The sequence below is a fragment of the Tenacibaculum adriaticum genome, from assembly GCF_008124875.1.
In the GTDB taxonomy this organism is placed as follows: domain Bacteria; phylum Bacteroidota; class Bacteroidia; order Flavobacteriales; family Flavobacteriaceae; genus Polaribacter; species Polaribacter adriaticus.
In genome coordinates this window covers 451530-473871 of record NZ_VNIA01000002.1, presented here as the reverse complement: position 1 = coordinate 473871, position 22342 = coordinate 451530, and the positions used below count along the sequence as shown (strand labels likewise).

The window sequence follows — 22342 nt, the reverse complement described above, 5'->3', positions numbered from 1 at the left end:
CAGTTTGTCAACTCAACACTAATTTAGTCCATTCATCAGGATTCTCCAACATCGGGAAATGTCCCGTATTCTCTAACCATTTTAATTCATTATTCGGAATTTCTTTATGAAGTTGTTCCGCAATTGCTTTTACTGCAATAGGATCGTGTGTTGTCCAAACAATTTTAGTTGGTATTTGAGTGTTTTTTAAAGCACCAATCCATCTATGCCAAAAAAAGTAACGCTCGTTTATGTAATTACTTAGTAAATGAATTACTTTTTTTCCATCATTGTAGTTTATTTGTGCCCATATTTCATCTAGTTCTTGTTGAGAGATTTTACTTGAATCAAAATAAATCTTACGAATATTTCTATCAAAAATGAATTGATTTGTCAGTTTTCCAACCCATTTTCCAACCGTTTTACTTTTTAATAACTTCTGAATAAATCTCAGTTTTGCCAACTCAATATGCATACTTCCATTACATAAAATTAACTCTTCAATGTTAATGTTTAGTTGATTTCTGTTGTATCTATTAACAATTTCGGTGGCTACGCTAGTTCCGTAATCGTGAGCTAATAAAGTAACATTTTTAAGTTGTAACTGTTGCCATAATTGCAAAGCAATATCAGCTTGTTCTATAAGAGAATACGAATAATTAAAAGGTTTGTCAGAAAAACCAAAACCGACATGGTCATGGATAATCACTCTGTAATGTTTAGCCAGTTCTGGTAAAACTTTATAATAATCATACGAAGAAGTAGGGTATCCGTGAAGAATAACTAAGGTTTTGTCAGAAATTCCTTCGTCAATAACAAAGATTTTTCTATTGAAAATATCTATAAGTTTTCCTTTCGATTTCCACTGATTAGCTGTCATAATTCCTATCAATTTCTGTTTACAATGTAGTGAAATTTATGTAGTTTTGGTTTCGCTTAAAATTAAGTTACTATTCACTTCATCGACGTCATATTACCTATTCCTTTACAAAAAACGTTTACCTATTCGGTAACCGAACAGGAAGCGAATTTTTTACAAAAAGGAATGCGAGTAGCGGTTGAGTTTGGTAGATCGAAGATTTATACAGCTTTGGTTTTCAATATTCATCAAACAGCACCCGAGTTGTATGAAGCAAAAGATATTCATCAAATTTTAGATGAAAAACCCATTGTAAACGAACAACAACTTAAACATTGGCAATGGATTGCTAATTATTATATGTGTTCATTGGGTGATGTGTATAGAGCCTCATTACCGTCTGCTTTTTTGTTAGAAAGTGAAACGGTTATTTATAAAAATGAAGCTTTTCAAGATGAAAGTGTATTGACGGATAATGAGTTCTTAATTTTTGAAGCGTTACATCATCAATCGCAGTTAACGGTACATCAGGTTTCGGATATTTTAGGTAAGAAAAAAGTATTGCCTATCATCAATGAGTTGATTCATAAATCGGCTATTTATATTAAAGAAGAAATCTATGAAACGTACAAACCTAAGTTGGTAAAATATGTGCGTTTGCATCCGCAGTATGAAAGTGATGAGTCGTTACAGGTTTTATTGGATGAACTCTCAAGAGCAAAAAAGCAAAAAGATGCTGTTTTAACCTTTTTTCAGTTAAAATCGACCAAAAAACCAATAAAAGCAGAAGATTTAGCTTCAAAAGCAGGAGTTTCCGCTCAAATTCTGAAGGCTTTGGTAGACAAAGATATCTTCGAGTTTTATCATATTCAAATCGATAGAATTCAATATAAAGGAGATACAAACGATTTAAAAAAGCTAAATGAATATCAGGAAAAAGCGTTAGCTGAAATCAAAGAAAGTTTCACTGAAAAAGATATTACACTGTTACACGGAGTAACGAGTTCGGGTAAAACAGAAGTATATAATACCCTTATTCAAGAAACGATTGATAGTGGAAAGCAAGTTTTGTTTTTATTGGCCGAGATTGCTTTGACCACACAAATTATCACGCGTTTACAAATTTATTTTGGAAATCAAATTTCTGTTTTTCATTCAAAATATTCCATGAATGAACGTGTAGAAGTTTGGAAAAATGTATTGGATAATAAACCCAAGGCACAAATTATTTTAGGAGCTCGCTCGTCTATCTTTTTACCATTTTCCAATCTTGGGTTAATTGTGGTGGATGAAGAGCATGAATCTTCGTATAAACAGTATGAACCGTCTCCACGTTATAATGCGCGTGATGCAGCGGTAGTGTTGGGTAAAATTCACAACGCCAAAGTATTGTTGGGTTCTGCAACTCCATCCATAGAAAGTAAATTTAATGCTGATCAAGATAAATACGGATTGGTGGAACTGAATCGTCGTCATGGGAATATTCAATTACCTAAAATTGAATTGATCGATGTGAAAGAGAAGCATCGAAAAAAGGAAATGACAGGGCATTTTTCGGATAGAATGTTGAAGCTCATTAATGAAGCATTAGAAGAGAAAGAACAGGTAATTTTGTTTCAAAACCGTCGTGGATTTTCACCTATTGTAGAATGTACTACTTGCGGGACGTCGCCTCAATGTCCGAATTGCGATGTAAGTTTAACGTATCATAAATACCGAGGAGAATTAAAATGCCATTATTGTCATTATCAACGTGCAATGCCAAATAGTTGTGGAGCTTGTGGTAGTGCTACGTTAGATACAAAAGGATTCGGAACCGAACAAATTGAATTAGAATTGAAAGAATTATTTCCGAATCATAACATTGGGCGTATGGATTTAGATACGACACGAGGTAAATTCGGATATCAAAAAATTATAGGTGCGTTTGAAGCTCAAGAAATTGATATTTTGGTAGGTACGCAAATGTTATCCAAAGGATTGGATTTTGAAAATGTATCGTTGGTAGGTATTTTAAATGCCGATTCTATGCTCAATTTCCCAGATTTTAGAGCACATGAACGTGCTTTTCAGCTCATGGTACAAGTATCGGGTAGGGCAGGACGCTCAAAAAAACAAGGACATGTAGCGATACAAACGTATAATCCGTATCATCAAATTTTACAACAGGTTTCCACGAATAATTATGCAGAAATGTATAAGGAACAGTTGCAAGATCGTTGGCAATATCATTATCCTCCGTATTATAGATTGATAAAAATTACCCTAAAGCACAAGGATTATACTAGGGTTGACAACGGAATTAATTGGTTAGCCAAAGCTTTGCAAAATGTGTTTGGAGAAAATGTGTTAGGTCCGTCAGCACCTGCAGTAGCGAGAATTAGAAATCAGTATATTAAGAATTTGGTGATTAAAATTCCGCCAAAACAATCGTTAGGAAAAACTAAAGAGCAACTACAAAAAATTAAAACTACGTTTGAAGCCGTAAAAGATTTTAGACCAATTCGTTTTATTCTAGATGTAGATGCTTATTAAACTAAGAAACAACTTAGAGCTTATTTAATTTCTTTTAATTCTCTTAACAAATTCATCAAATTTATTTTTAATAATTCCTTTAAAATTGTTTTCAGTTATTTTAGGTTTTTCAGAGAGTTTTCGTTTTTGATAATCACTTTCTCCTTTTATTAATGAAGTAGAAAAAGCTTCCGTTGACAATATTAAATTGCCACCAATTTGTTTAGTTTTATTTAATACTGTTTGGTATCCGTACTTATTGTTTTTTTCTTCTTCACTAGTTTCACAACTCACCACAAAGTGAATGTTTTTTGAGGCTTTTATACATTTTTTTAGCACATTTCTTAAAGGAGAAATGATAAGTCCGCCCCAAATGGGACCAAAAATTATGATTTCATCATATTGTTTGATATCTTCAATTTGTATGTTAGTATGTATATTAATTTTAAAAACAGACAGTATAAATAAGGGTATGATACTATTTATTTTTGGAGTGATTTCTTTTAAATCACAACCTAATTCTTTTGACATTTTTTTTGCCAAAAATTCACTATTACCTGTTTTGGAATAATACAGAATTAAATATTTTTTCATGATTGTTTTTGTCTGATTAAAATTATTATTAATTGAGTAATTGATAAATGATAATAATCAAGTTTTTAAATAAATATGACTCTTTGGCTCGGATAAGAATAACTCTATTTTAATATCTTAATAGGTTTTTTTTCTTGATCAATAGCAACAAAAGTAAATTCTCCGCTAACCGCTTTTTCTCGATGATCTGAGTACATTTGTTCTACAAAAATATCTACACGCACTTTTAAGCTAGTGTTCCCTAAGTAAGTTACTTTACCTATTAATTCTACTAAAGTTCCAGCAGGAATTGGTTTTTTAAAATCAATTCGATCACTACTAACGGTAACCATACGTTGTCGGCTAAATCTGGTAGCGGTAATAAAAGCTACTTCATCCATAAGTTGCATTGCGGTGCCTCCGAATAAAGTGTCATAATGGTTAGTTGTATTTGGAAATACAGCTTTAAAAATTTGTGTTTTAGATTGTTCAATACGTTCTTCGACGGTCATTAATTTTAACTTTTTTAATTAGATTATTGATATAAGCCTATTATAATATTTCAATTTTGCCGAAATAAAAAAGTTAAGAGAGAAGTACATTTTAAATAATAACTAGACATAGGTGTCCTATGTTAGTTTAATAAAAGAAGTTATTTCTAACTTAAAGCTTTAGATCGCGAAAGCAAAGTTATTTTGGAATAGGCAGGTCTCCTGACTTAAAACAATTTTATCGTCCTTCCCATTAATAAACAGTGGAACACTAGGATAAAATTTAAAGTTAATTACAGTTGCGCGACAGCTCTGGATTTACACCAGATTCCCTATTAATACACAGTTAAGCATAACCTTTTCCTTTAGATGAAAATAAATAAAGAACTTTATTTTGTAATATTAGCTATTTTCTAATTAAGAATCTAATTCTTCGAATACTATTATTATAATGAGTTGTTTTTTAGTCTGTTTATCTAATTTTTGGTCGGCTCTATTATAAATTGTACCTTTGCTTGATATGATATACTCTATACACGAGAGAAAAAACCAACGAATTTTCACTTTTAATTTTTTAGTTTTCCGTAATCAATCGGAAAAATTCATTCCTCCTGGATTATAATTTTTTTTTAGGCTCTAAATAGCCTGTAAAACTTCATTTTTTTTAAAAGATGCTTGTACTTACTATCGATAAGTATAAAACATCATATTTATTAATTTTATGAATATCAGTAAATTGATATTCATATGTTTTATTTATTATAATCATTATGAGACTATTATATATTAAAAGAAACACTAAAACAGAGAACAGATTTTCTCCTAAAATGGGTAGATTAATTACGAAAGTAACTTACATAAGAAAATATTTCTTAGGATTGCCCGTAAAAACATTACATAAATACAGAGAAACCTATTATGGAGAAGTAAAGAATTGTGACGATTGTCATTTATACATTTAACAGATAACACATAACTATGAAATTAAAAACCTATGATGCTTTTAACCGCATTACTCCCCTAGAAATTGAAAGAGTAGCGTCTTTTTTATTTAAACACTTAGAAGAATATGGAGATAGCAAAAGTGCTATTACTAAAGCGATAAATTATGCAGCTAAAGAAAGAACAGGTTTAGGAGGATACGTTTTTACTTTAGAAGAAAATGATGAAATAATTGCTGCGGTGGTTATTAACAAAACAGGAATGGATGAATATATACCAGAAAACATATTGGTTTATATCGCAACCCATAAAGACTATAGAGGTAAAGGACTGGGTAAAAAAATAATGCAGTATACAATTGATAATTGTAAAGGAGACATTGCATTGCACGTAGAAAAAGATAATCCTGCTAAATTTTTATATGAAAAACTAGGGTTTACAAACCCGTATTTAGAAATGCGATTAAAACGATAGATAATTATGAAACAATTTCAAATTACAAAATAATTAACCCCCAAAAAGAACAAAGTTCTTTTAACTAACCAGAAGTAATTTATGAATATTCATATTGTAGATTTAATCATTTTTATTATTTATTTAGTTTTTATGTTGGGAGTAGGTTTTTACTTTCTAAATAAAAATAAATCGAAAGAAGATTATTACGTAGGAGGCAGAAACATGTCTGCGGGACACATTGGCTTATCAGTAGTAGCAACAGATGTAGGTGGAGGGTTTTCCATTGGTTTAGGAGGACTCGGGTTTTTAATGGGACTCTCAGGAAGTTGGATGTTGTTTACAGGATTGTTGGGCGCTTGGTTAAGTGCTGTTTTTTTAATTCCCAAAATATATCCGATAGCTAAAAAACATAAATTTTTAACTTTTCCACAATCGTTAGCTCATTATTACAATGCGAAAGTAGCTTTAATGGCAGGAGTTATTTCTTTAATTGGTTACATAGGCTTTACAAGTTCACAGATATTAGCAGGAGCAAAATTAGCCTCTGCTACATTTCCTTCAATTTCAATTACAAATGCCGCTTTAATTATGGGAGTTATAGCAGTAATATATACTGTAATTGGAGGGATAAAAGCAGTTATTTATACTGATACCATACAATGGATTATATTGATGGTAGGGTTAGTAGGAATTGGAATTCCTATTGGTTATATTGAAATTGGAGGGTTGAGTGCTATTAAAGAAACGTTACCCACTAACTTTTTATCCTTAACGAATGTGAAATTTATAGATCTCTTTAACTGGATGATTACTATTGTTCCTATTTGGTTTGTGGGTATGACATTATACCAACGAATTTATGCCTGCAAAGATGAAAAAACAGCAAAAAAAGCATGGAAAATAGCAGGATTGTTTGAATACCCTATAATGGCTTTTATGGGAGTTGCTTTAGGATTGTTTTCGAGGGTAGCTTTTGAACAAGGAATGTTTTCATCGATAGGATATGCTCCAACTACCAATTTAGATGCTGAATTAGGGTTACCTTTATTATTAAGAACTATTTTACCAGTTGGATTGATGGGATTAATGATGTCTGCTTATTTTTCTGCAATTATGTCTACTGCAGATAGTTGCTTAATGGCTGCTTCAGGTAATTTAACAACGGATATTTTTGGCTATTTTAAAAAGAAAATTAGCATTAAAAGCTCTCAAATTATAACGTTATTAATAGGCGGGTTTGCTATTGTTTTAGCAACAATGATGACAAATGTATTGCAGTTAATGTTATATTCGTATGCTTTTATGGTTTCTGGGTTATTAGTCCCCGTTTTAGCTAGTTTATTATTAAAAAAACCATCTTCTAAAGCAGCTTTTTACTCAATGATTATAGGTGGAGCAACCACATTAATATTAATTATAACAGAGTTAAAGCTACCTTTTGGGTTAGACGCTAATTTTTTTGGAATAACATCATCTATTTTAGTATTTACTTCATTACAATTATTAAGTGAAAAAAAAGCACAATGGAAGACGAAAAATTAAATGTTTTATTGGCTCAAATAAGAAAAGAACTACATGAGTATCCTGAGCTATCAGGTAAAGAATATAATACTCAAAAACGCATTTATGACTTTTTAAATAAACACACAAAAAGTAAGGTGTCTAAAATAGCAGGAACAGGTTTAATAGCTGTTTTTGAGGGTGATGAAAAATATAAGACGATTATGCTTAGGGCAGATATTGACGCATTGCCTATTCAAGAAGTTAATTCATTTTTACACAAGTCTAAAGTAGAAGGGGTTTCACATAAGTGTGGTCATGATGGTCATACCACTATTATGCTAGGTGTTGCTAAAAAAATAGCAGATAAACCTGTAAAAAGAGGAACGATAATACTGCTTTTTCAACCTTCGGAAGAAAATGGTATGGGAGCAAAAGCAGTATTACAAGATGATTTTTTTAAAAAAATAAGTATAGATTATGTGTTTTCTTTACACAATTTACCAGGTTTTATTAAGCATGAAATAGTAATAAAAAAACAGGAATTTACAAGTAATGTAAAAAGTATTATCGTAAAGTTAAAAGGAAGAACAGCACATGCTGCAGAACCAGAAAAAGGTTTTAATCCCGCTATGGCAATAGGAGAGCTTATTAATTTTAGTAATGAAAACACTTATAATAACCCTGAATCAGAGAAGTTTTTTTTAATAACTCTAGTGCATATTCTTTTAGGAGAAAAGGCATATGGGATATCGGCTGGATATGGTGAAGTACATTTAACCATTCGAAGTTGGTCTACAGATTTAATGAAAAAGAAAAGTGGTGAACTAATTAAATTTATTAATCAATTAATTAAAAAATACTCTTTAGAAATTGAAATAGTTTGGTTAGAAGAGTTTTATGCAAATGTAAACAATGACAAAGCTGTAGATATTATTGAAAACGCAGCAAAACAAAATACCCTTACCATAAACAAAGTTAATACACCTTTTAAATGGGGAGAGGATTTTGGATTGTTTACACAAAAGTTTAAAGGAGCGATGTTTGGTTTAGGAGCAGGAATAGAAACACCTGCATTACACAATCCAGATTATGATTTTCCTGATGAAATAACAATAACAGGAGTAAATATGTTTTATTCAATTCTTACTAAAATTTAAAAAAATGAAGCATACCTCATATATAGAAATTTCAGAATCTGCGATTAAAAATAATATTACTTTCATTAAAGAGTTATTAGGAGAAGATGTAGTGTTTTCATCTGTAGTGAAAGGAAATGCTTATGGTCACGGAATTGAACAGTATAGTAAAATGGCTTATAAGTATGGAGTAACACATTTTAGTGTTTCTGATGCACATGAGGCATACAAATTAAAAACTACATTACCATACGAGAATGTTTCTATTGTAATAATGGGAATGATTGAAAACAATCAACTAGAATGGGCCATTCAAAATAATATTGAATTTTATGTTTTCGAAAAGGATCGATTGCAATTTGCAGTAGAAACAGCAAAAAAAATAGGTATAAAAGCCCAAATACATATAGAGATTGAAACAGGAATGAACCGAACAGGTTTTGAAACTAAAAATATTAGAACAATTTTAGAGTATGTAAATAAAAACAAAATGCATCTTAATGTAAAAGGTGTTTGTTCGCATTTAGCAGGAGCAGAAAGTATCGCTAATTATAAAAGAGTAACCGATCAAACAATAAAATTTAAAAGAATAATTAATAAAGTAAATTCATATGATTTTTTAAACCCTATGTTTCATTTAGCAAGTTCTTCAGGAACTATTCGATATCCTAAAACTAGATTAAATCTTGTTCGAATAGGGATTTTACAGTTTGGATTTTTTCCAACAAAAGAAATCCTAGTTCATTATTTAACTAAAAACAAGCAAGTAGAAAATCCATTACAAAGAGTTATTTCATGGAAAACTAAAGTGATGGACGTTAAAACTGTAAAATCAGGTCAATTTATAGGTTATGGAACCTCTTATTTTACAAACCGAGAAACTAAAATAGCATTAATACCTATAGGGTATTCATCTGGATATAATAGAGCATTGAGTAATACAGGTAAGGTTTTAATTAAAGGAAAACGTTTAGATGTTATTGGAACTGTTAATATGAATATGATGGCTGTGGATATAACATTTGCAGATGCTATAGAAAAGGGAGATGAAGTTGTTCTTATTGGATCTCAAGGAGACCAAGAAATTACGGTTTCATCGTTTAATGATTATATTCAGGTTATCAACTATGAATTACTAACAAAATTACCAGAAAATTTACCAAGAGTAATAACAACTTAATTATGGCAGAATTAATTATTCATTCAGAAAGAATAAAAAATAACATACAATACTTAAGTAATTTCTTAGAATCTCATAACATAGAATGGAGCTTAGTAACTAAAGTTTTTTCAGGAGATAAAACATTTTTAAAAAAAATATTAACGAAAGATGTAATTAAAAAGATTAATTCAGTGGGAGATTCAAGACTTACCAGTCTTAAAAATTTAAAAGAACTGAATCCAGAAATGAGAACCATCTATATAAAACCACCTGCGCAAACCTATGCAGATGAAGTGGTAAAATATGCAGATATCTCTTTAAACACCTCTCTTTCAACAATTGTAGCCTTAAATGAGGCTGCTATTAGAAGTAATAAAATACATCAAATTATTATTATGATAGAGCTTGGAGAGTTAAGAGAAGGAGTGCAGCGAGATGATATTTTAGAGTTTTACGAAAGTGTTTTTAATTTATCGAACATCGAGGTAATAGGTATTGGATCTAACTTAGGGTGTATGTATGGTGTAGAGCCTACTTATGACAAACTATTACAGTTGTCGTTGTATAAAGAATTAATTTCTGTGAAGTTTAATAAGGAATTAAAATACATTTCAGGTGGTACTTCAATAACCTTACCTTTAATAGAAAATAAGGTAGTACCAGAAGACATCAATCATTTTAGAATAGGAGAGGCTGCTTTTTTTGGAATGAGTCCTTTAAACAATGAACCTTTTAAAGAATTGTATACGGAAACCTTTGAGTTTTATGCTAATATTATAGAGTTAAAAGAAAAAAGTATCGTTCCTGACGGAATAATAAGTGATGCAAGTATTGGTCATACAACAAATTATGATGAAAAAGACATACAAGATACTTCGTACAAAGCCATATTAGATTTTGGATTGTTAGATGTAGATAAAGATGATATCGAAACCGAAGATAAAGAGATTTCTTTTGTAGGAATAACTTCAGATATGTTGGTGATAGATATTGGAGAAAATAAAACAGCATCTGGAGCTGTAAAATACAAAGTAGGCGATAAAATAAAGTTTACACCTAATTATATGGGAGTAGCAAGATTACTAAACTCTAAGTTTATAGATAAGGTGTATAAATAATTAAAAATACACAGAGTTAATTAACATACCATTTTTTTTAGTAGTTATTACACTCTATTAACTTGGCAATTATAGCAACCGGGATTAGCGTTATGAATTTGAATATAACTTGCTTCTTCATTGCTAAAAATGATTTCAATTTCTTTTCGTATATTTTCTCCTTCTGCGGTTGTGGCATAGATCATCATTCCGTTTTCGTTATAACCTCTTAAAGATTGAGATCTTTTAAATAACATTTCTGGAATTTCATTTATACCCAAGTTAGCCATTTTTGCATTTTTTCTTACAAAAATAGGTCCGCTTGCTTGGTACGGAGAAGTAGTTTTGTGATGATGAAAAGGAAACAAGATCACTTCTTCGCCTATTTCTACGTCTTTAAGACTTACTCTACAAGGAAAACCTAGCTTTTTGTCTACAATCATTTTTATTATACTTCTAGCTAATAGGTCTTTTTCACTTAAATTAAAAAGATGATTGTAATGATTTTCAATGGCTAATACTCTAAAATTTACATTCATAGTTATGATATTTTATACAAATATCTTGTAACAAGATAATGACTACAATACGGTTCTTGCTATTATTTCAATTGAATGGTTTCGTAGCTGTTTATGGTAATCTTTCTTTCAGAATTCCATCTGTAATTACCTATATTTCCATCACTTTTTATTACTCGATGACAGGGAATTAAATACGCAATAGGGTTTTTACCGATTGCGGTTCCCACTGCTCTTACTGCTCTAGGATTATCAATCATTTTAGCAATATCATGATAGGCGAGTAGGTAAGAAGACGGAATTTGAAGTAAGGCTTTCCATACTTGTAATTGAAACGGAGTTCCTATTTCACCTACATATATTTGAAGTCCTTTTCCTTTTTGTTTGAACTGACCCGGAGTACACGCTTCTATTTTTATAAATAAATCGTGTAAACGGCTGTTACCCGACAAACCAACGTTATAAGAAGCTTCTAAAGTAGATTGTCCTTTTCGTAGAGATTCTTTTGCTTTTTCTATGGTGATGAATTGCAGGTACTCTTTAGGACTAATACCAACCCATTTTTTAAACAAACGCTGAAAATGAAACTTACTTAAATGAACATGGTTTGCAATTTCTTCGAGCGTTGGTTGCTCAATATGATGGTTTTTAATAAAATAGATTGCTTTTGCAATAGTGTCGAAATGATACGTATTCTCCATAGTACAAAAATCAATCTATTTTATGTATTATTCAATCTGATTATTGCTTTTTACAAGCTCAAGCTAATTTTAGCTATTTATCTCAATTTCCATTTGTGTTTTTAGCAATCCTTTACCACCTGCCATAATACTTTTTATTTTGTGGTTTTCAATATGTAGGTCAACAATAATTAAGCTTGGTGATGGCGTTGTCATAAATTCTCCTTGCTGTATTAAAAACCGTTCTTTTTTAATGGTTAATACATCATAAAGATAACAAGCAAGCGGACCCGCAGCCATACCTGTTCCTGCTTCTTCTAAAATATCGTATCGAGGCCCAAACATTCTTGTACTAGCATCTCTTTCAGGGTTTTCTACGTCTGTTGAAAATACATAATAACCTATTAAATCAAAGGTTTCACTTATTTCATCAATCAAACTAAAATCAGGAATTATGTTTTTTAAGATTTCTGAATTTTTTACAGGAATCAGCATAAATGAATTTCCTGTGTTTACCAATTGTATCGGCGCATTTTGCATAAGGTCTGATTTCTTTAATCCTAATGACTTTAGAATTTGATCTTCCTTATGGCTAACGTTAGCATATTTTGGTGAAAGTTGTTCCATAAAAGCGAGATCATCTATCAATTTTATTTTTCTGTTTCCGTCTATGGTTTCTTTAATAGCGTTATTATTTTTTAAGATAGCTAACTGTTTTAAATAAGAGAATGTGGCTATTGTTGCGTGTCCGCAATGTGCTATTTGTTTATTGGGGGTAAAGAAATCTAATTTAAAATCTGCTGAGGTAGATTTAGAAACAAAAGCAGTTTCAGACAAACTCACTTTTGCAGCAATCTCTAATTTATTTTTATCAGACAAATTGTCTGCATCTAAAACAACGCCAGCAGGATTTCCTCCTTTGTCGTTATCAACAAAGGCATTAAGAATTTGTACGTTGATAGTTTTTGTAGTGTCCATTTTTATTTTTTTTAGGTTCTTATAGTTAATGGACGTAGATATTTATAAAAAGACGTAAAATCAGTTTAAATTTGTATCAAAATCTAACAGTTTACCCGTTTTGTCTGAGGTAATGTTTGGACACTCTAAAATATTTTCTTTTAAAATCTCTTTGGCTTTTTGTACTCGTGACTTTGTTCCTGAATACGATATTTTTAAATGTGTAGCGAGTTCTTTTTGAGAGTAGTTTTTAAAAGACGTTAACACAATGGCTTCTTTATATTTTGCGGTAAGGTTTTCAATTTTTTGGTTGATACAACGAGTAAGATTTGCATAGTCGAAACTATTATTTTCATTTTCTGGTATATCTAAATCATCTATTGAAATTTTTTTAAGGTTCGATTTCCGGTAGTAATCGATGATGGTATTTCTGGTAATTTGATACACCCAAGAGGTAAGTTTAGCTGTATTTTCTAATTGATGAATCTTTGTTTGAACTTTAATAAATGTTTCTTGAAGAATGTCTTTTGCTGTTTCTTCATCTTTTACTTTACTAGTAATAAATTTATAAAGCTCTTCATTTAAATCTAGCCAAATATTTTTTATTTCATTTTGCATAGGATGTCTTTTGTAGTTTGAAGATGTCTTTAAAATAGCATTTGTTTTATAGACAATGGTATAAATATACAAAAAGGATGCAATGAAAGAATTAAGTTAATGTGTTTTAAATGTTGAAGTTGGTTGTTTTTCTTTCTTACATTTAATTAAATAGAATGGAAAATTTTCGGTTACTTCTATGATTTCAAACAAACCTACGTTTTCAAATTCAGCTTTGATAGTTTTTTTGTCATAGAAATACATTTTAACGCTTTCGTGTATTTCATAACGGTCTTTACTAATAAATTTACCTTTACCATAAGTAGGAGCTTCTTTTGTTATGGCAGTAAAGATCATATAGCCATTATCCGACAGTTGGTTATAACAGTCTCTTATTAGTTTTTCTCTTTCATTGCTATTTAATAGATGAATTAATGCGTAACAAAATATTCCGTCGTATTGAGTATTATCAAAAGGCATGTCGGTTACAGAACCATGATAGATAGTCATATCGGTTCCATAATGTTTTCTTGCCATTTCAATAGCTGTTTTCGATATTTCTATTCCTGTAACATTGATTCCACTATCTCTAAAAATTTGAGCATTTCTCCCATAACCAATACCAGGAATGAGGATGTTTTTTAATCCTTTTTCTACAAAAAAATCCTTTGTTATTACTGCTGAATGAGAAGGGGTAAACCCCCACATTTCTTTTTTAGCAATAAAATTTTCTTCCCAAAATTCTGTCATACTACTTTTTGTTACAAACTCTATCTTCTAAAACATCGCATAGATAATCAGATTCGTTTATCGTTGAAATTATTTTTTGATGATTCATAAAATTTCCTTCAATTCTTAGGATTGTATGTCCACAGGGATACGGATATTTTGTTTCATTTAAATCAAAAATTGATGTCTAATTCAGGGAAATTTTTTTCAAGAATTTTTATAATCTTTTTTACTTGAAATTCATCGTTGATATTTGTTGTAAAAACTTCCACCATGTTATTTCTTTTATGGTTGTTTTAAAATTGTTCATTTACTAGCTCTCCGTTTACTACAGCACCTGTTAAATTTCCACTAAAAACAGCATTGGCAACCGAACGCATAAATGTTGTGTTATCTCCACAAGCATAAACACCTTCTATAGTGGTTTTTTGAAAACCATCTGTTTCAATATGCCCATGTTCGGTAAGTTTGCATCCTAAGGTTGATGGAATGTCTGAATTTTGACTAAACGGAAGGCTTGCATAAAGAGCATCAAAAGTTAATTTTTCTCCGTTGTTTAACACGACATTGTTTAGGTATCCTTTTTCATGTACTATTTCATCAATTTCAGTTTCTATAATGTTTATTTTATGTTTGTTTAATTTCTCAATTTGTTCGGTATTAAAATCAGCTTTTCCTACCGTAAATAGGGTAATATTTTTTGTTAAATTATTAACTAACGAAGCCAAATGGATAGCTTTGTCTCCATTTGCTATAATCCCTGTTTTTTTACCATGAAATTCATATCCGTGACAATAGGGGCAATGGATTACCGAGATACCCCAACATGATGAAAAACCTTTAATATTTGGCATCATGTCTTTTATACCACTGGCAAAAATTAATTTTTTACTATTGAAGATATCACCCGAATGCGTTGCTATTTCAAAGCCAACATCATTTTTTTTTCCACTTACAGCAAGACCATCGTAAAATTGTACAGTTTTATATTTTTCAACTTGTTGTTTGGCGATAGTTGAAATTTCTTTGGGAGTTTTACCATCTTGTGTTAAAAAATTATGAGAATGTGGTGTTTGGCGATTGCAAGGTCTACCGCTATCGATAACAAGTACATTTCTTAAAGATCTTCCCAATACTAATGCAGATGAAAGTCCTGCGTAGCTTCCTCCAATGATGATTGCATCAAAAATAGTTTTATCTGTCATGGTATTATAGTTTCAGATTTGTAAAAAATAATTGGTACTATCATAGCCAAAATTTTACTCAATAAATTGTCTTTTAGCTATTTTATTAGAACTCATTTCTTGACAAAGTTATGATTATTTCTTATTATTGCAACTAAATCGCAATAAATTATTGCGAATAATTTGCATTAAGAAATGAAACGAAGAAATACACCCACAAAAGAAGCTGTGTTAGATTTACTTTCACAATCAGGAAAAGCGATGAGTCAAGATGCAATAGGAGAAAAGATTAACATAGATATTAATCGTGCAACAATTTATCGAGTTTTAAATAGATTTTGTGAAGACGGTATTCTTCATAGAATTGTGGCAGAAGATGGAAAACAGTATTTTGCTTTGTGTATAAAATGCGACGAAAACAAAAAACCTTTGCATCATTTTCACTTTCGCTGTACAAATTGTGATACGATAGAATGTTTGCCTATACCCGTTCATTTTTCTATTGAAACGGGTTATAAAGTTGAAAGTGTTAATTGTGTTTTAACGGGAACTTGTAAAGATTGTTCATTGTAGAAATAATTAATTATTTAAGAACTCGTTGTGATGGATTGTATTTATTTTCAAAAAAAATCTTTTGACTTAATAAAGCTTCATTTAATGTTTTTTGAATATAAGCGATACCTAGCACAGCATCTGGCATAGAAGCTTTTTCCTTAACTTCATCGGGATTGGTAAAGTCAATTTCTTCAATACGTTGGTTTATCCACCAAAGGTTGCCAAATGGGTCAATTATTCTGCATACTTTTTCTCCAAACCAAAGATTCGTAATTTCAGTCACAGATAGAGCTCCCAATTGTAATGATTTTCTGTAAACTTTTTCAATATCTTCAACATATAAATTTAAGAAAGTGGGGGTAGGGTTCCATTCTTTCTTCGAATCGAAGAGCATTACCATTGCATTTCCGATCTTTACTACTACGTGGATAATTTTTCCTTCTTCATTGAGTATCCTGCTATTGGGAATTTCTTTTGCATCGAATGCTTCTGTTATAAACTCAATTACCTCTTCAGAAGATTTTGATATTATCCAGGGTGTTACCGAAGTATAATTGTCAGGAATTGTTTTTACTTTTTTTGTTTCGTTGTTTTGCATTTTATCTTTTTTAGGATTACTATGCAAAAATATGGTGGGCGTATGCCAAAGGTATGTCAGGGGTACTAAAAATTATTTTTTCGATACTGTGCCAAATATTCTTCAAGTTCCATTTTATGTGGGCTAAATGTTGCATTGGTAATTTCCATATTTCTGATTCTGTCAAATCGAAATAGTCTGTAATCTTCCCTTAATCTGCACCAAGCAATTAAATACCAACTTTCTCCTAATTTATTTATTAAAGCAAAAGGTTCAATTTCTCGTTGTGTTATACTGTCGCTATTGGGTGAGTAATAGATAATTTTTATTACTTTAAAATCTGTAAGTGCTGTTTGAATTAACGGTAAAAAATTACTTGTAGCATCGTCATGATTTGGATTTTGCCAAAATGCAACTCGTTCTGAAAGAAGTTCAATCTTATCTTTAATATTATTATTTTGCAATACAGCTTTAATTTTGTTAATGGCTGCAGAATAATTACGAATAAGCGAAGCATCTTTGTTTAATAATACAAGCCTCTCAGCGGTTATTAAAGCATTTGATTCATCTTCGGTAAACATTACGGGTGGAATCCTGTAACCTTCCATCAAAGTATAACCTTTTCCATCTTCAGTCAAAATAGGAACTCCAGCTTGTTCTAATGTTCTAATATCTCTATAAATTGTACGAACACTTACACCAAATTTTAGCGCAAGATTTGTTGATGTTAAAAGCCTTTTAGTTTGTAACTCTGTTAATATTGCTGTAAGTCTTGAAAGTCTTGAATATTCTTTGTCCTGCACGATGTTTTGATTGGTTTGCTCACTGTATGTCTAATTACTGCTAACTTTAAGATATCCGTTGTTTTAATAATGAATATTGGTGGACAAGCGAAACTCGTATTTTAAATTGAGAAAATCAAGTTAGGTACAAAAAAACTTCTTTTTGTTAATGGTAAATAATTTTTAATAATATCCCTCCACAATAGTACACTTAATACTTATCCGATTTTCGTGATTTTTTATAATGTTTTACCATTTTTCCAAAGTCTTTGTCTTTTTTCCGTTTTTCGGCCACTGTAGATTCAAAATGTTCTTTTTCCTTTTCCATTTTTAGGTAGTTCTCATAAGAATCGGTGTCGATTTCACCGTTGTTAACCGCTTCTAAAACTGCACAACCAGCTTCAATGGTATGCGTGCAATCTTTGAATTTACATTCTTTGGCTAATTCGATGATGGTTTCAAAGGTCTTTTCTAATCCGCTGGAAGCATCGGCAATTCCTACTTCTCTCATTCCCGGATTATCAATGAGAATACCACCATTTTTAAGTACGATTAATTCTCGGTGCGTAGTAACGTGTCTACCTTTGCTGGTACTTGTGCTAATGGTATTTGTTTTCATGAGTTGCTTGCCCGAAAGATTGTTTAAAAGCGTAGATTTTCCAACACCTGATGACCCCAACAAACAATACGTTTTTCCTTTGTGGATACATTTTTCAATCAATTCAATGCCTTTTTGGGTTTCATTGCTAATAGCAATGATAGGCACTTGTTGTATTCTTTCTTCAACTTCATGAATCAATGTTTTTAACTCGGTATCAGAAATTAAGTCAATTTTATTGAGAACAATGATTGGTTGTACGTTAGATGCATTGCAAATGGTAAGATATCGTTCTATTCGGTTGATGTTAAAATCTCTGTCAACTGCCTGTACAATAAAAGCAACATCGATATTGGTGGCGATGATTTGTTTTTCTCCGTGTTTTCCAACGGCTTGCCTTTCAATAATGGTAGTTCTCGGAAAAACAGCATGAATAAATACTTTATCGTCATCATATTCAGAAATGGCAACCCAATCTCCCACAGCAGGAAAATCGGACCTTTTTTGAGCGGAATACCTTAAATTACCAATGATCTCTGCATCGTATTCACTTTCGGTAGTTTTTACCACATATCTTTCCTTGTGTTCAGAAATAACACGCCCAACGTTGAAAGTATCAAGGTTTTGGTCTTTTCGGTAGTTTTCGAAAAATGGCGTATATCCTAAATCTTCAAGTGTCATTGGGTTTGTGCTTTATAGAAGTCAAGATACAAAAAATGAAGGAGTAAATTTTAGAACTATTAATTGTGCGACTCTTGGGTTAACCACTAAATTAAGCATTATTTTTATAGGTCTTAAGTTAGCCACTTGCATTTACTATATTTGTATAAAAACTTCTATTATTAAATGAAAGAGTATGTTTTAAAAGTTCCATCAAGTCAACAATCAGATGATTGGTTTCGTTTTGTAAGTGAAAGTATGAGGAATACAGATGATATTGATTCATTGATTGTCGATTTTAATGAAGTTCGTTTTATGGAAACAGATGATTTTGTAATATTGGCTTGTTTGATTGAAAGTTTTTATATTCAAAATTGTAAAATCTCCTTTATTGGAGGTACAGAAGGATTTAATAATCATTTATTTAATATAAAATTTAAGGAATATTGGAAAGTTGGATTTGATAGAAGTAAATTTACTTTGTCTTATAATAGTACAACTCTTTGTCTGTGGAAAATATCAGAAAATATGATATATTCTTATTCATTGTATGCGAAGAAATATTTTGAAAGATTTACTGATAATAAAGATTTAGTTCCTTTATCATCTAATATGGATGAAGTTTTTAATAATATCTTTGATCATTCTAAATCGCCTGTTACAGGTTACATTATAACACAATATTACCCTAAGAATAATAAAATATCTTTTTCAGTTTGTGATTTTGGAATTGGAATTCCCACTTCAATTAATAATGCAGAAACTCAAGATATTGAAAAAATGGAAGATTGGAAAGCAATTCTTAAATCATTAGAAAGAGGTTTTTCTATAAATTCAACTCCAAGGAATAGAGGGTTTGGATTGAATAATATCCTTGAATTAACTGAAAGTTCTAATGGTAAATTACTTATTATTTCTAATAATGGTATTGTTGAAAAAGAAGCAGGTAAGATTTATAGAGCAGGTAATGTTGGATATGACTTTTCTGGAACATTAATTAAAGTAGAAGTAGACTTAAATACCTTTGTAGAAAAAGATGATTCTGATGAGATATTTGACTTTTAATAAATATTTTGTATATTTATTCATACTTTTGTACAGAATTTGTTCATTATAATAATATAATTAAAACATTTTTCTAATGAAAACTTTGATATTAAAAAATATCGTAAAAAATTCCAGTTCAAACGATGAAGGTGTGATTCTATTCAATGCTTTAAAAGATGCATATTTAAAAGAAGAACAATTAGTTTTATTTGTTGATTCAGATTTGTCAATGTCTTCATCTTTTTTGAATACTTCTTTTGGAGTCTTTTTGGATAATTATGGCTTCTCAAATTTCAAAGAAACAGTTAAGTTTAAAGGTTCTAAAAATCAGTTTCAAAGGTTGAATAATTATATCACTAAATATAGAAATTTATATTTAGTTGAATAATTATTCGCTTGCACCTAACTTTAAGATATCCGTTGTTTTAATGAAGGGTATCGGTAGATAGGCGAATCTTGTATTTTAAATTGAGAAAGTAAAATTTAGATACAAAAAAGGCTTCAATAATTTGAAGCCTTTTTTATTTTTCAGGAATGTTTTTTACTTTTTAGGGTGTACCAATTTCATTTCTTTAATTAAACGTTTGGCACCTGCATATTTATCGGTAATAAATAATACATAGCGGATGTCTACCATAATGTTTCTACAAATATCAGGGTCGTAGTTAATATCACTCATGGTTCCTTCCCAAACACGGTCAAAATTTAATCCAATTAAGTTTCCGTGAGCATCAATAGCAGGACTTCCAGAGTTTCCACCCGTAGTATGGTTGGTTCCTAAGAAACACACCGGCATTTTTCCGTTTTTATCGGCATAATTACCAAAATCTTTGGCATAATATAAATCTAATAACTTTTTAGGTACATCAAACTCATAATCTCCCGGTACGTACTTTTCAACAACACCGTCTAAATAACTTACGTGGTTGTAATATACCGCATCGCGTGGCGAGTATCCTTTTACTTTACCGTAGGTAACACGTAAGGTACTGTTAGCATCCGGGAAGTAACGTGCATCTGGAATCGCTTCCATTTGTGCTTTCATATACTTTTTTTGCAACGCTAAAATTGGTTCGTTCTTTTCTTGGTATTCTTTGTTTATGCTCGTGTAAAACTCTTCAATAAACGGTTTTGCATAGGCATACGCTTTGTCGTTGTTTAGTTTGGTAATCACTTCATCCGCAGAACCTTCTAACAAGGCTAAGGCGCTGTCTAAATTGGTAAATGCAGTGTTATTGTAAATAGAAGCATCTACATTTTTGCTGTATAATGGCATTACTGCTTCGTACACACCTTTATCTACCGTAACATCGTAGTTTTTATGAATTCCTTTTAATCTGCCTACCAAAGAAGCTTTCGCTGTTTCAAACTTAGTAGCATCTTTAGCCACAGCTTGTTCAAACTGATAGGTTCTAAACGCCATTTGCATCAACTCGTTGGTAACGATAAATACTTCAATAAAATTTCTTCTTTTAATATTGATAGGAGCGAAGTCTTTATACAATTTTTCAAACTCAGGAAGTATGTTTTTATAGTCGGCAGGTAATCTTTTTTCATCAACTGCAGATGTAAATTGCGTTTCAAATGCTTTTCTTTTGGCAATAGCGTTGCTCTTTTTAATTCCTAAGTTTTCACCAATCCATTTTTTCCAAGCATTGGCAATACGCGCTTGTTTAGAAGCGTATTTGATACGAACGGCATCATCCGATTTCATTTTTGCATCAATTACTTTTAATGACGCTTCACGAATAGCTATGTTGGTTGGGTTGAACTCTTGTGTAATGTGTTCAATAGTAACCGCAGGTAAATACTCGTTGGTTCTACCAGGAAAACCGAAAACCATCGTAAAATCGTTTTCTTCAACTCCGTCTAACGAAATAGGTAAGTAGTGCTTTGGTTTGTAAGGTTTGTTGTCTTTACTATATTTTGCAGGACGATTGTTCTTATCCGCATAAATACGGAATAAAGAGAAATCTCCCGTATGACGCGGGAACACCCAGTTATCGGTATCGCTACCAAATTTACCAATGCTACTTGGTGGCGCTCCAACTAAACGGATGTCTTCAAACTTTTCGGTTACAAATAAGAAATACTGATTCCCTTTGTAAAACGGACGTACCTTACTTAATTGCCAATCTTCCTTTTCTACATTTTTTTGAATTTTGTTGATGTTTTTATCGATCGTAGATTGTCTTGTACGAGCATCCATATCGTCGGTTACACCTTGTAATGCTTGGTTAGTTACATCGTCAATACGCACGATAAATTCTACATACAAGTCTTCGTTTGGTAACTCGTCTTTAAGGTCTTCAGCCCAAAATCCGTCTTTTAAATAATCGTTTTCTAAGGTTGAATGCGATTGAATTTGTCCGAAACCACAGTGATGATTGGTTAAGATCAATCCTTTTTTAGAAATCACTTCGCTGGTACATCCACCGTTAAAGTGCCCAATAGCATCTTTTAAACTCGATTTGTTAACGTTGTAAATGTCGTGGGCAGTTAATTTGCTTCCTAAAGAAGTCATTTCTTGTTCGTTCATTCCTTTTAATAAAGAAGGAATCCACATTCCGCCTTGTTGTGCAGTAAGTGTGAATGTGATAAGAAATGTAAATAATAGGTTTAATTTTCTCATTGGTTGTTTGTGTTAAAATGTTCTCGATACAATTTTCCTCATACTTCTGAAAATCACTCGAACTAACATTATTGTTGTCACATCGAGTAACCGACTGAAAAGAGGTTGTATCGA

Annotated in this window: 23 protein-coding genes and 1 riboswitch; of the genes, 10 read left to right on the top strand and 13 right to left on the bottom strand. The window is 31.2% G+C overall.

Annotated elements, in window-relative coordinates:
• Positions 1-7: 7 nt before the first annotated feature.
• Positions 8-859, bottom strand: coding sequence for an alpha/beta fold hydrolase (locus C7447_RS07625; RefSeq protein ID WP_148869917.1), 852 nt, complete (start codon positions 857-859; stop codon positions 8-10).
• Positions 860-931: 72 nt separating this feature from the next.
• Between C7447_RS07625 and priA the strand changes: the two genes are divergently transcribed.
• A complete protein-coding gene (priA, locus tag C7447_RS07620) occupies positions 932-3373 on the top strand; it encodes a replication restart helicase PriA (protein WP_211354910.1) in 2442 nt (813 codons plus the stop codon).
• 24 nt (positions 3374-3397) lie between these two features.
• Here the strand turns inward: priA and C7447_RS07615 are convergent, their stop codons facing one another.
• Both C7447_RS07615 and C7447_RS07610 read right to left on the bottom strand, forming a co-directional pair.
• The gene (locus C7447_RS07615; protein WP_148869915.1) at positions 3398-3946 is read right to left on the bottom strand and encodes a flavodoxin family protein; all 549 of its coding nucleotides are present in this window, start codon (positions 3944-3946) and stop codon (positions 3398-3400) included.
• Between the two features lie 104 nt (positions 3947-4050).
• Positions 4051-4437: an acyl-CoA thioesterase gene (locus tag C7447_RS07610; RefSeq protein WP_148869914.1), complete on the bottom strand. Its 387-nt coding sequence runs from the start codon at positions 4435-4437 to the stop codon at positions 4051-4053.
• Positions 4438-4611: 174 nt separating this feature from the next.
• A riboswitch (cobalamin riboswitch) is annotated at positions 4612-4792 on the bottom strand.
• Positions 4793-5186: 394 nt separating this feature from the next.
• Here C7447_RS07610 and C7447_RS07605 point away from each other — a divergent pair.
• From C7447_RS07605 to C7447_RS07580, 6 genes are all read left to right on the top strand, one after another.
• Positions 5187-5378, top strand: a complete 192-nt coding sequence (locus tag C7447_RS07605) for a hypothetical protein (protein ID WP_148869913.1) — start codon at positions 5187-5189, stop codon at positions 5376-5378.
• Positions 5379-5394: 16 nt separating this feature from the next.
• Complete coding sequence (locus tag C7447_RS07600) at positions 5395-5832, top strand: GNAT family N-acetyltransferase (RefSeq protein WP_148869912.1); 438 nt, start codon at positions 5395-5397, stop codon at positions 5830-5832.
• An 81-nt stretch (positions 5833-5913) separates the two neighbouring features.
• Positions 5914-7356, top strand: coding sequence for a sodium:solute symporter family protein (locus C7447_RS07595; protein WP_246143039.1), 1443 nt, complete (start codon positions 5914-5916; stop codon positions 7354-7356).
• Complete coding sequence (locus C7447_RS07590; protein WP_148869911.1) at positions 7338-8474, top strand: amidohydrolase; 1137 nt, start codon at positions 7338-7340, stop codon at positions 8472-8474. Before C7447_RS07595 ends, C7447_RS07590 begins: the two co-directional genes overlap by 19 nt.
• Positions 8475-8478: 4 nt before the next feature.
• Positions 8479-9633: an alanine racemase gene (alr, locus tag C7447_RS07585; RefSeq protein ID WP_148869910.1), complete on the top strand. Its 1155-nt coding sequence runs from the start codon at positions 8479-8481 to the stop codon at positions 9631-9633.
• Between the two features lie 2 nt (positions 9634-9635).
• Positions 9636-10733, top strand: a complete 1098-nt coding sequence (locus tag C7447_RS07580; RefSeq protein WP_148869909.1) for an alanine racemase — start codon at positions 9636-9638, stop codon at positions 10731-10733.
• Positions 10734-10780: 47 nt separating this feature from the next.
• On the opposite strand, the gene C7447_RS07575 is transcribed toward C7447_RS07580, so the two are convergent.
• From C7447_RS07575 to C7447_RS07545, 6 genes are all read right to left on the bottom strand, one after another.
• Positions 10781-11251 carry a DUF1203 domain-containing protein gene (locus C7447_RS07575; protein ID WP_148869908.1) on the bottom strand — a complete coding sequence of 157 codons (471 nt, stop codon included), beginning with the start codon at positions 11249-11251 and terminating at the stop codon, positions 10781-10783.
• 62 nt (positions 11252-11313) lie between these two features.
• On the bottom strand, positions 11314-11931 hold the full coding sequence (locus C7447_RS07570; RefSeq protein ID WP_148869907.1) for an MGMT family protein: 618 nt from the start codon (positions 11929-11931) through the stop codon (positions 11314-11316).
• Positions 11932-12000: 69 nt separating this feature from the next.
• Positions 12001-12888 (bottom strand): PhzF family phenazine biosynthesis protein, encoded by an 888-nt coding sequence (locus C7447_RS07565; RefSeq protein WP_148869906.1) that lies wholly within the window; start codon positions 12886-12888, stop codon positions 12001-12003.
• 60 nt (positions 12889-12948) lie between these two features.
• The gene (locus C7447_RS07560; protein ID WP_148869905.1) at positions 12949-13485 is read right to left on the bottom strand and encodes a sigma-70 family RNA polymerase sigma factor; all 537 of its coding nucleotides are present in this window, start codon (positions 13483-13485) and stop codon (positions 12949-12951) included.
• A 96-nt stretch (positions 13486-13581) separates the two neighbouring features.
• A complete protein-coding gene (locus C7447_RS07555) occupies positions 13582-14214 on the bottom strand; it encodes a class I SAM-dependent methyltransferase (protein ID WP_148869904.1) in 633 nt (210 codons plus the stop codon).
• A gap of 275 nt (positions 14215-14489) precedes the next feature.
• A complete protein-coding gene (locus C7447_RS07545; protein ID WP_148869903.1) occupies positions 14490-15398 on the bottom strand; it encodes an NAD(P)/FAD-dependent oxidoreductase in 909 nt (302 codons plus the stop codon).
• Between the two features lie 174 nt (positions 15399-15572).
• Between C7447_RS07545 and C7447_RS07540 the strand changes: the two genes are divergently transcribed.
• Positions 15573-15950 carry a Fur family transcriptional regulator gene (locus C7447_RS07540; protein WP_148869902.1) on the top strand — a complete coding sequence of 126 codons (378 nt, stop codon included), beginning with the start codon at positions 15573-15575 and terminating at the stop codon, positions 15948-15950.
• A 10-nt stretch (positions 15951-15960) separates the two neighbouring features.
• On the opposite strand, the gene C7447_RS07535 is transcribed toward C7447_RS07540, so the two are convergent.
• The 3 genes from C7447_RS07535 to rsgA form a co-directional block, all read right to left on the bottom strand.
• Complete coding sequence (locus C7447_RS07535) at positions 15961-16530, bottom strand: VOC family protein (RefSeq protein ID WP_148869901.1); 570 nt, start codon at positions 16528-16530, stop codon at positions 15961-15963.
• A 65-nt stretch (positions 16531-16595) separates the two neighbouring features.
• The gene (locus tag C7447_RS07530; RefSeq protein ID WP_148869900.1) at positions 16596-17312 is read right to left on the bottom strand and encodes a helix-turn-helix transcriptional regulator; all 717 of its coding nucleotides are present in this window, start codon (positions 17310-17312) and stop codon (positions 16596-16598) included.
• A 190-nt stretch (positions 17313-17502) separates the two neighbouring features.
• Positions 17503-18570: a ribosome small subunit-dependent GTPase A gene (gene rsgA / locus C7447_RS07525; RefSeq protein ID WP_148869899.1), complete on the bottom strand. Its 1068-nt coding sequence runs from the start codon at positions 18568-18570 to the stop codon at positions 17503-17505.
• Between the two features lie 165 nt (positions 18571-18735).
• Here rsgA and C7447_RS07520 point away from each other — a divergent pair, with 165 nt between their 5' ends.
• Both C7447_RS07520 and C7447_RS07515 read left to right on the top strand, forming a co-directional pair.
• The gene (locus tag C7447_RS07520; protein ID WP_148869898.1) at positions 18736-19614 is read left to right on the top strand and encodes an ATP-binding protein; all 879 of its coding nucleotides are present in this window, start codon (positions 18736-18738) and stop codon (positions 19612-19614) included.
• A 76-nt stretch (positions 19615-19690) separates the two neighbouring features.
• Positions 19691-19984, top strand: coding sequence for an STAS-like domain-containing protein (locus C7447_RS07515; RefSeq protein ID WP_148869897.1), 294 nt, complete (start codon positions 19691-19693; stop codon positions 19982-19984).
• Between the two features lie 153 nt (positions 19985-20137).
• Here the strand turns inward: C7447_RS07515 and C7447_RS07510 are convergent, their stop codons facing one another.
• Positions 20138-22228: a S46 family peptidase gene (locus C7447_RS07510; protein ID WP_148869896.1), complete on the bottom strand. Its 2091-nt coding sequence runs from the start codon at positions 22226-22228 to the stop codon at positions 20138-20140.
• Between the last annotated feature and the right edge of the window lie 114 nt (positions 22229-22342).

Coding starts and splice junctions, on each gene's coding strand:
- C7447_RS07540 (WP_148869902.1), top strand. CDS start 15,573: ATGAAACGAAGAAATACACCCACAAAAGAAGCTGTGTTAGATTTACTT.
- C7447_RS07610 (WP_148869914.1), bottom strand. CDS start 4,437: ATGACCGTCGAAGAACGTATTGAACAATCTAAAACACAAATTTTTAAA.
- C7447_RS07590 (WP_148869911.1), top strand. CDS start 7,338: ATGGAAGACGAAAAATTAAATGTTTTATTGGCTCAAATAAGAAAAGAA.
- C7447_RS07600 (WP_148869912.1), top strand. CDS start 5,395: ATGAAATTAAAAACCTATGATGCTTTTAACCGCATTACTCCCCTAGAA.
- C7447_RS07615 (WP_148869915.1), bottom strand. CDS start 3,946: ATGAAAAAATATTTAATTCTGTATTATTCCAAAACAGGTAATAGTGAA.
- C7447_RS07575 (WP_148869908.1), bottom strand. CDS start 11,251: ATGAATGTAAATTTTAGAGTATTAGCCATTGAAAATCATTACAATCAT.
- alr (WP_148869910.1), top strand. CDS start 8,479: ATGAAGCATACCTCATATATAGAAATTTCAGAATCTGCGATTAAAAAT.
- C7447_RS07625 (WP_148869917.1), bottom strand. CDS start 859: ATGACAGCTAATCAGTGGAAATCGAAAGGAAAACTTATAGATATTTTC.
- C7447_RS07570 (WP_148869907.1), bottom strand. CDS start 11,931: ATGGAGAATACGTATCATTTCGACACTATTGCAAAAGCAATCTATTTT.
- rsgA (WP_148869899.1), bottom strand. CDS start 18,570: ATGACACTTGAAGATTTAGGATATACGCCATTTTTCGAAAACTACCGA.
- C7447_RS07535 (WP_148869901.1), bottom strand. CDS start 16,530: ATGCAAAACAACGAAACAAAAAAAGTAAAAACAATTCCTGACAATTAT.
- C7447_RS07580 (WP_148869909.1), top strand. CDS start 9,636: ATGGCAGAATTAATTATTCATTCAGAAAGAATAAAAAATAACATACAA.
- C7447_RS07545 (WP_148869903.1), bottom strand. CDS start 15,398: ATGACAGATAAAACTATTTTTGATGCAATCATCATTGGAGGAAGCTAC.
- C7447_RS07515 (WP_148869897.1), top strand. CDS start 19,691: ATGAAAACTTTGATATTAAAAAATATCGTAAAAAATTCCAGTTCAAAC.
- C7447_RS07510 (WP_148869896.1), bottom strand. CDS start 22,228: ATGAGAAAATTAAACCTATTATTTACATTTCTTATCACATTCACACTT.
- C7447_RS07565 (WP_148869906.1), bottom strand. CDS start 12,888: ATGGACACTACAAAAACTATCAACGTACAAATTCTTAATGCCTTTGTT.
- C7447_RS07555 (WP_148869904.1), bottom strand. CDS start 14,214: ATGACAGAATTTTGGGAAGAAAATTTTATTGCTAAAAAAGAAATGTGG.
- C7447_RS07605 (WP_148869913.1), top strand. CDS start 5,187: ATGAGACTATTATATATTAAAAGAAACACTAAAACAGAGAACAGATTT.
- C7447_RS07520 (WP_148869898.1), top strand. CDS start 18,736: ATGAAAGAGTATGTTTTAAAAGTTCCATCAAGTCAACAATCAGATGAT.
- C7447_RS07595 (WP_246143039.1), top strand. CDS start 5,914: ATGAATATTCATATTGTAGATTTAATCATTTTTATTATTTATTTAGTT.
- C7447_RS07560 (WP_148869905.1), bottom strand. CDS start 13,485: ATGCAAAATGAAATAAAAAATATTTGGCTAGATTTAAATGAAGAGCTT.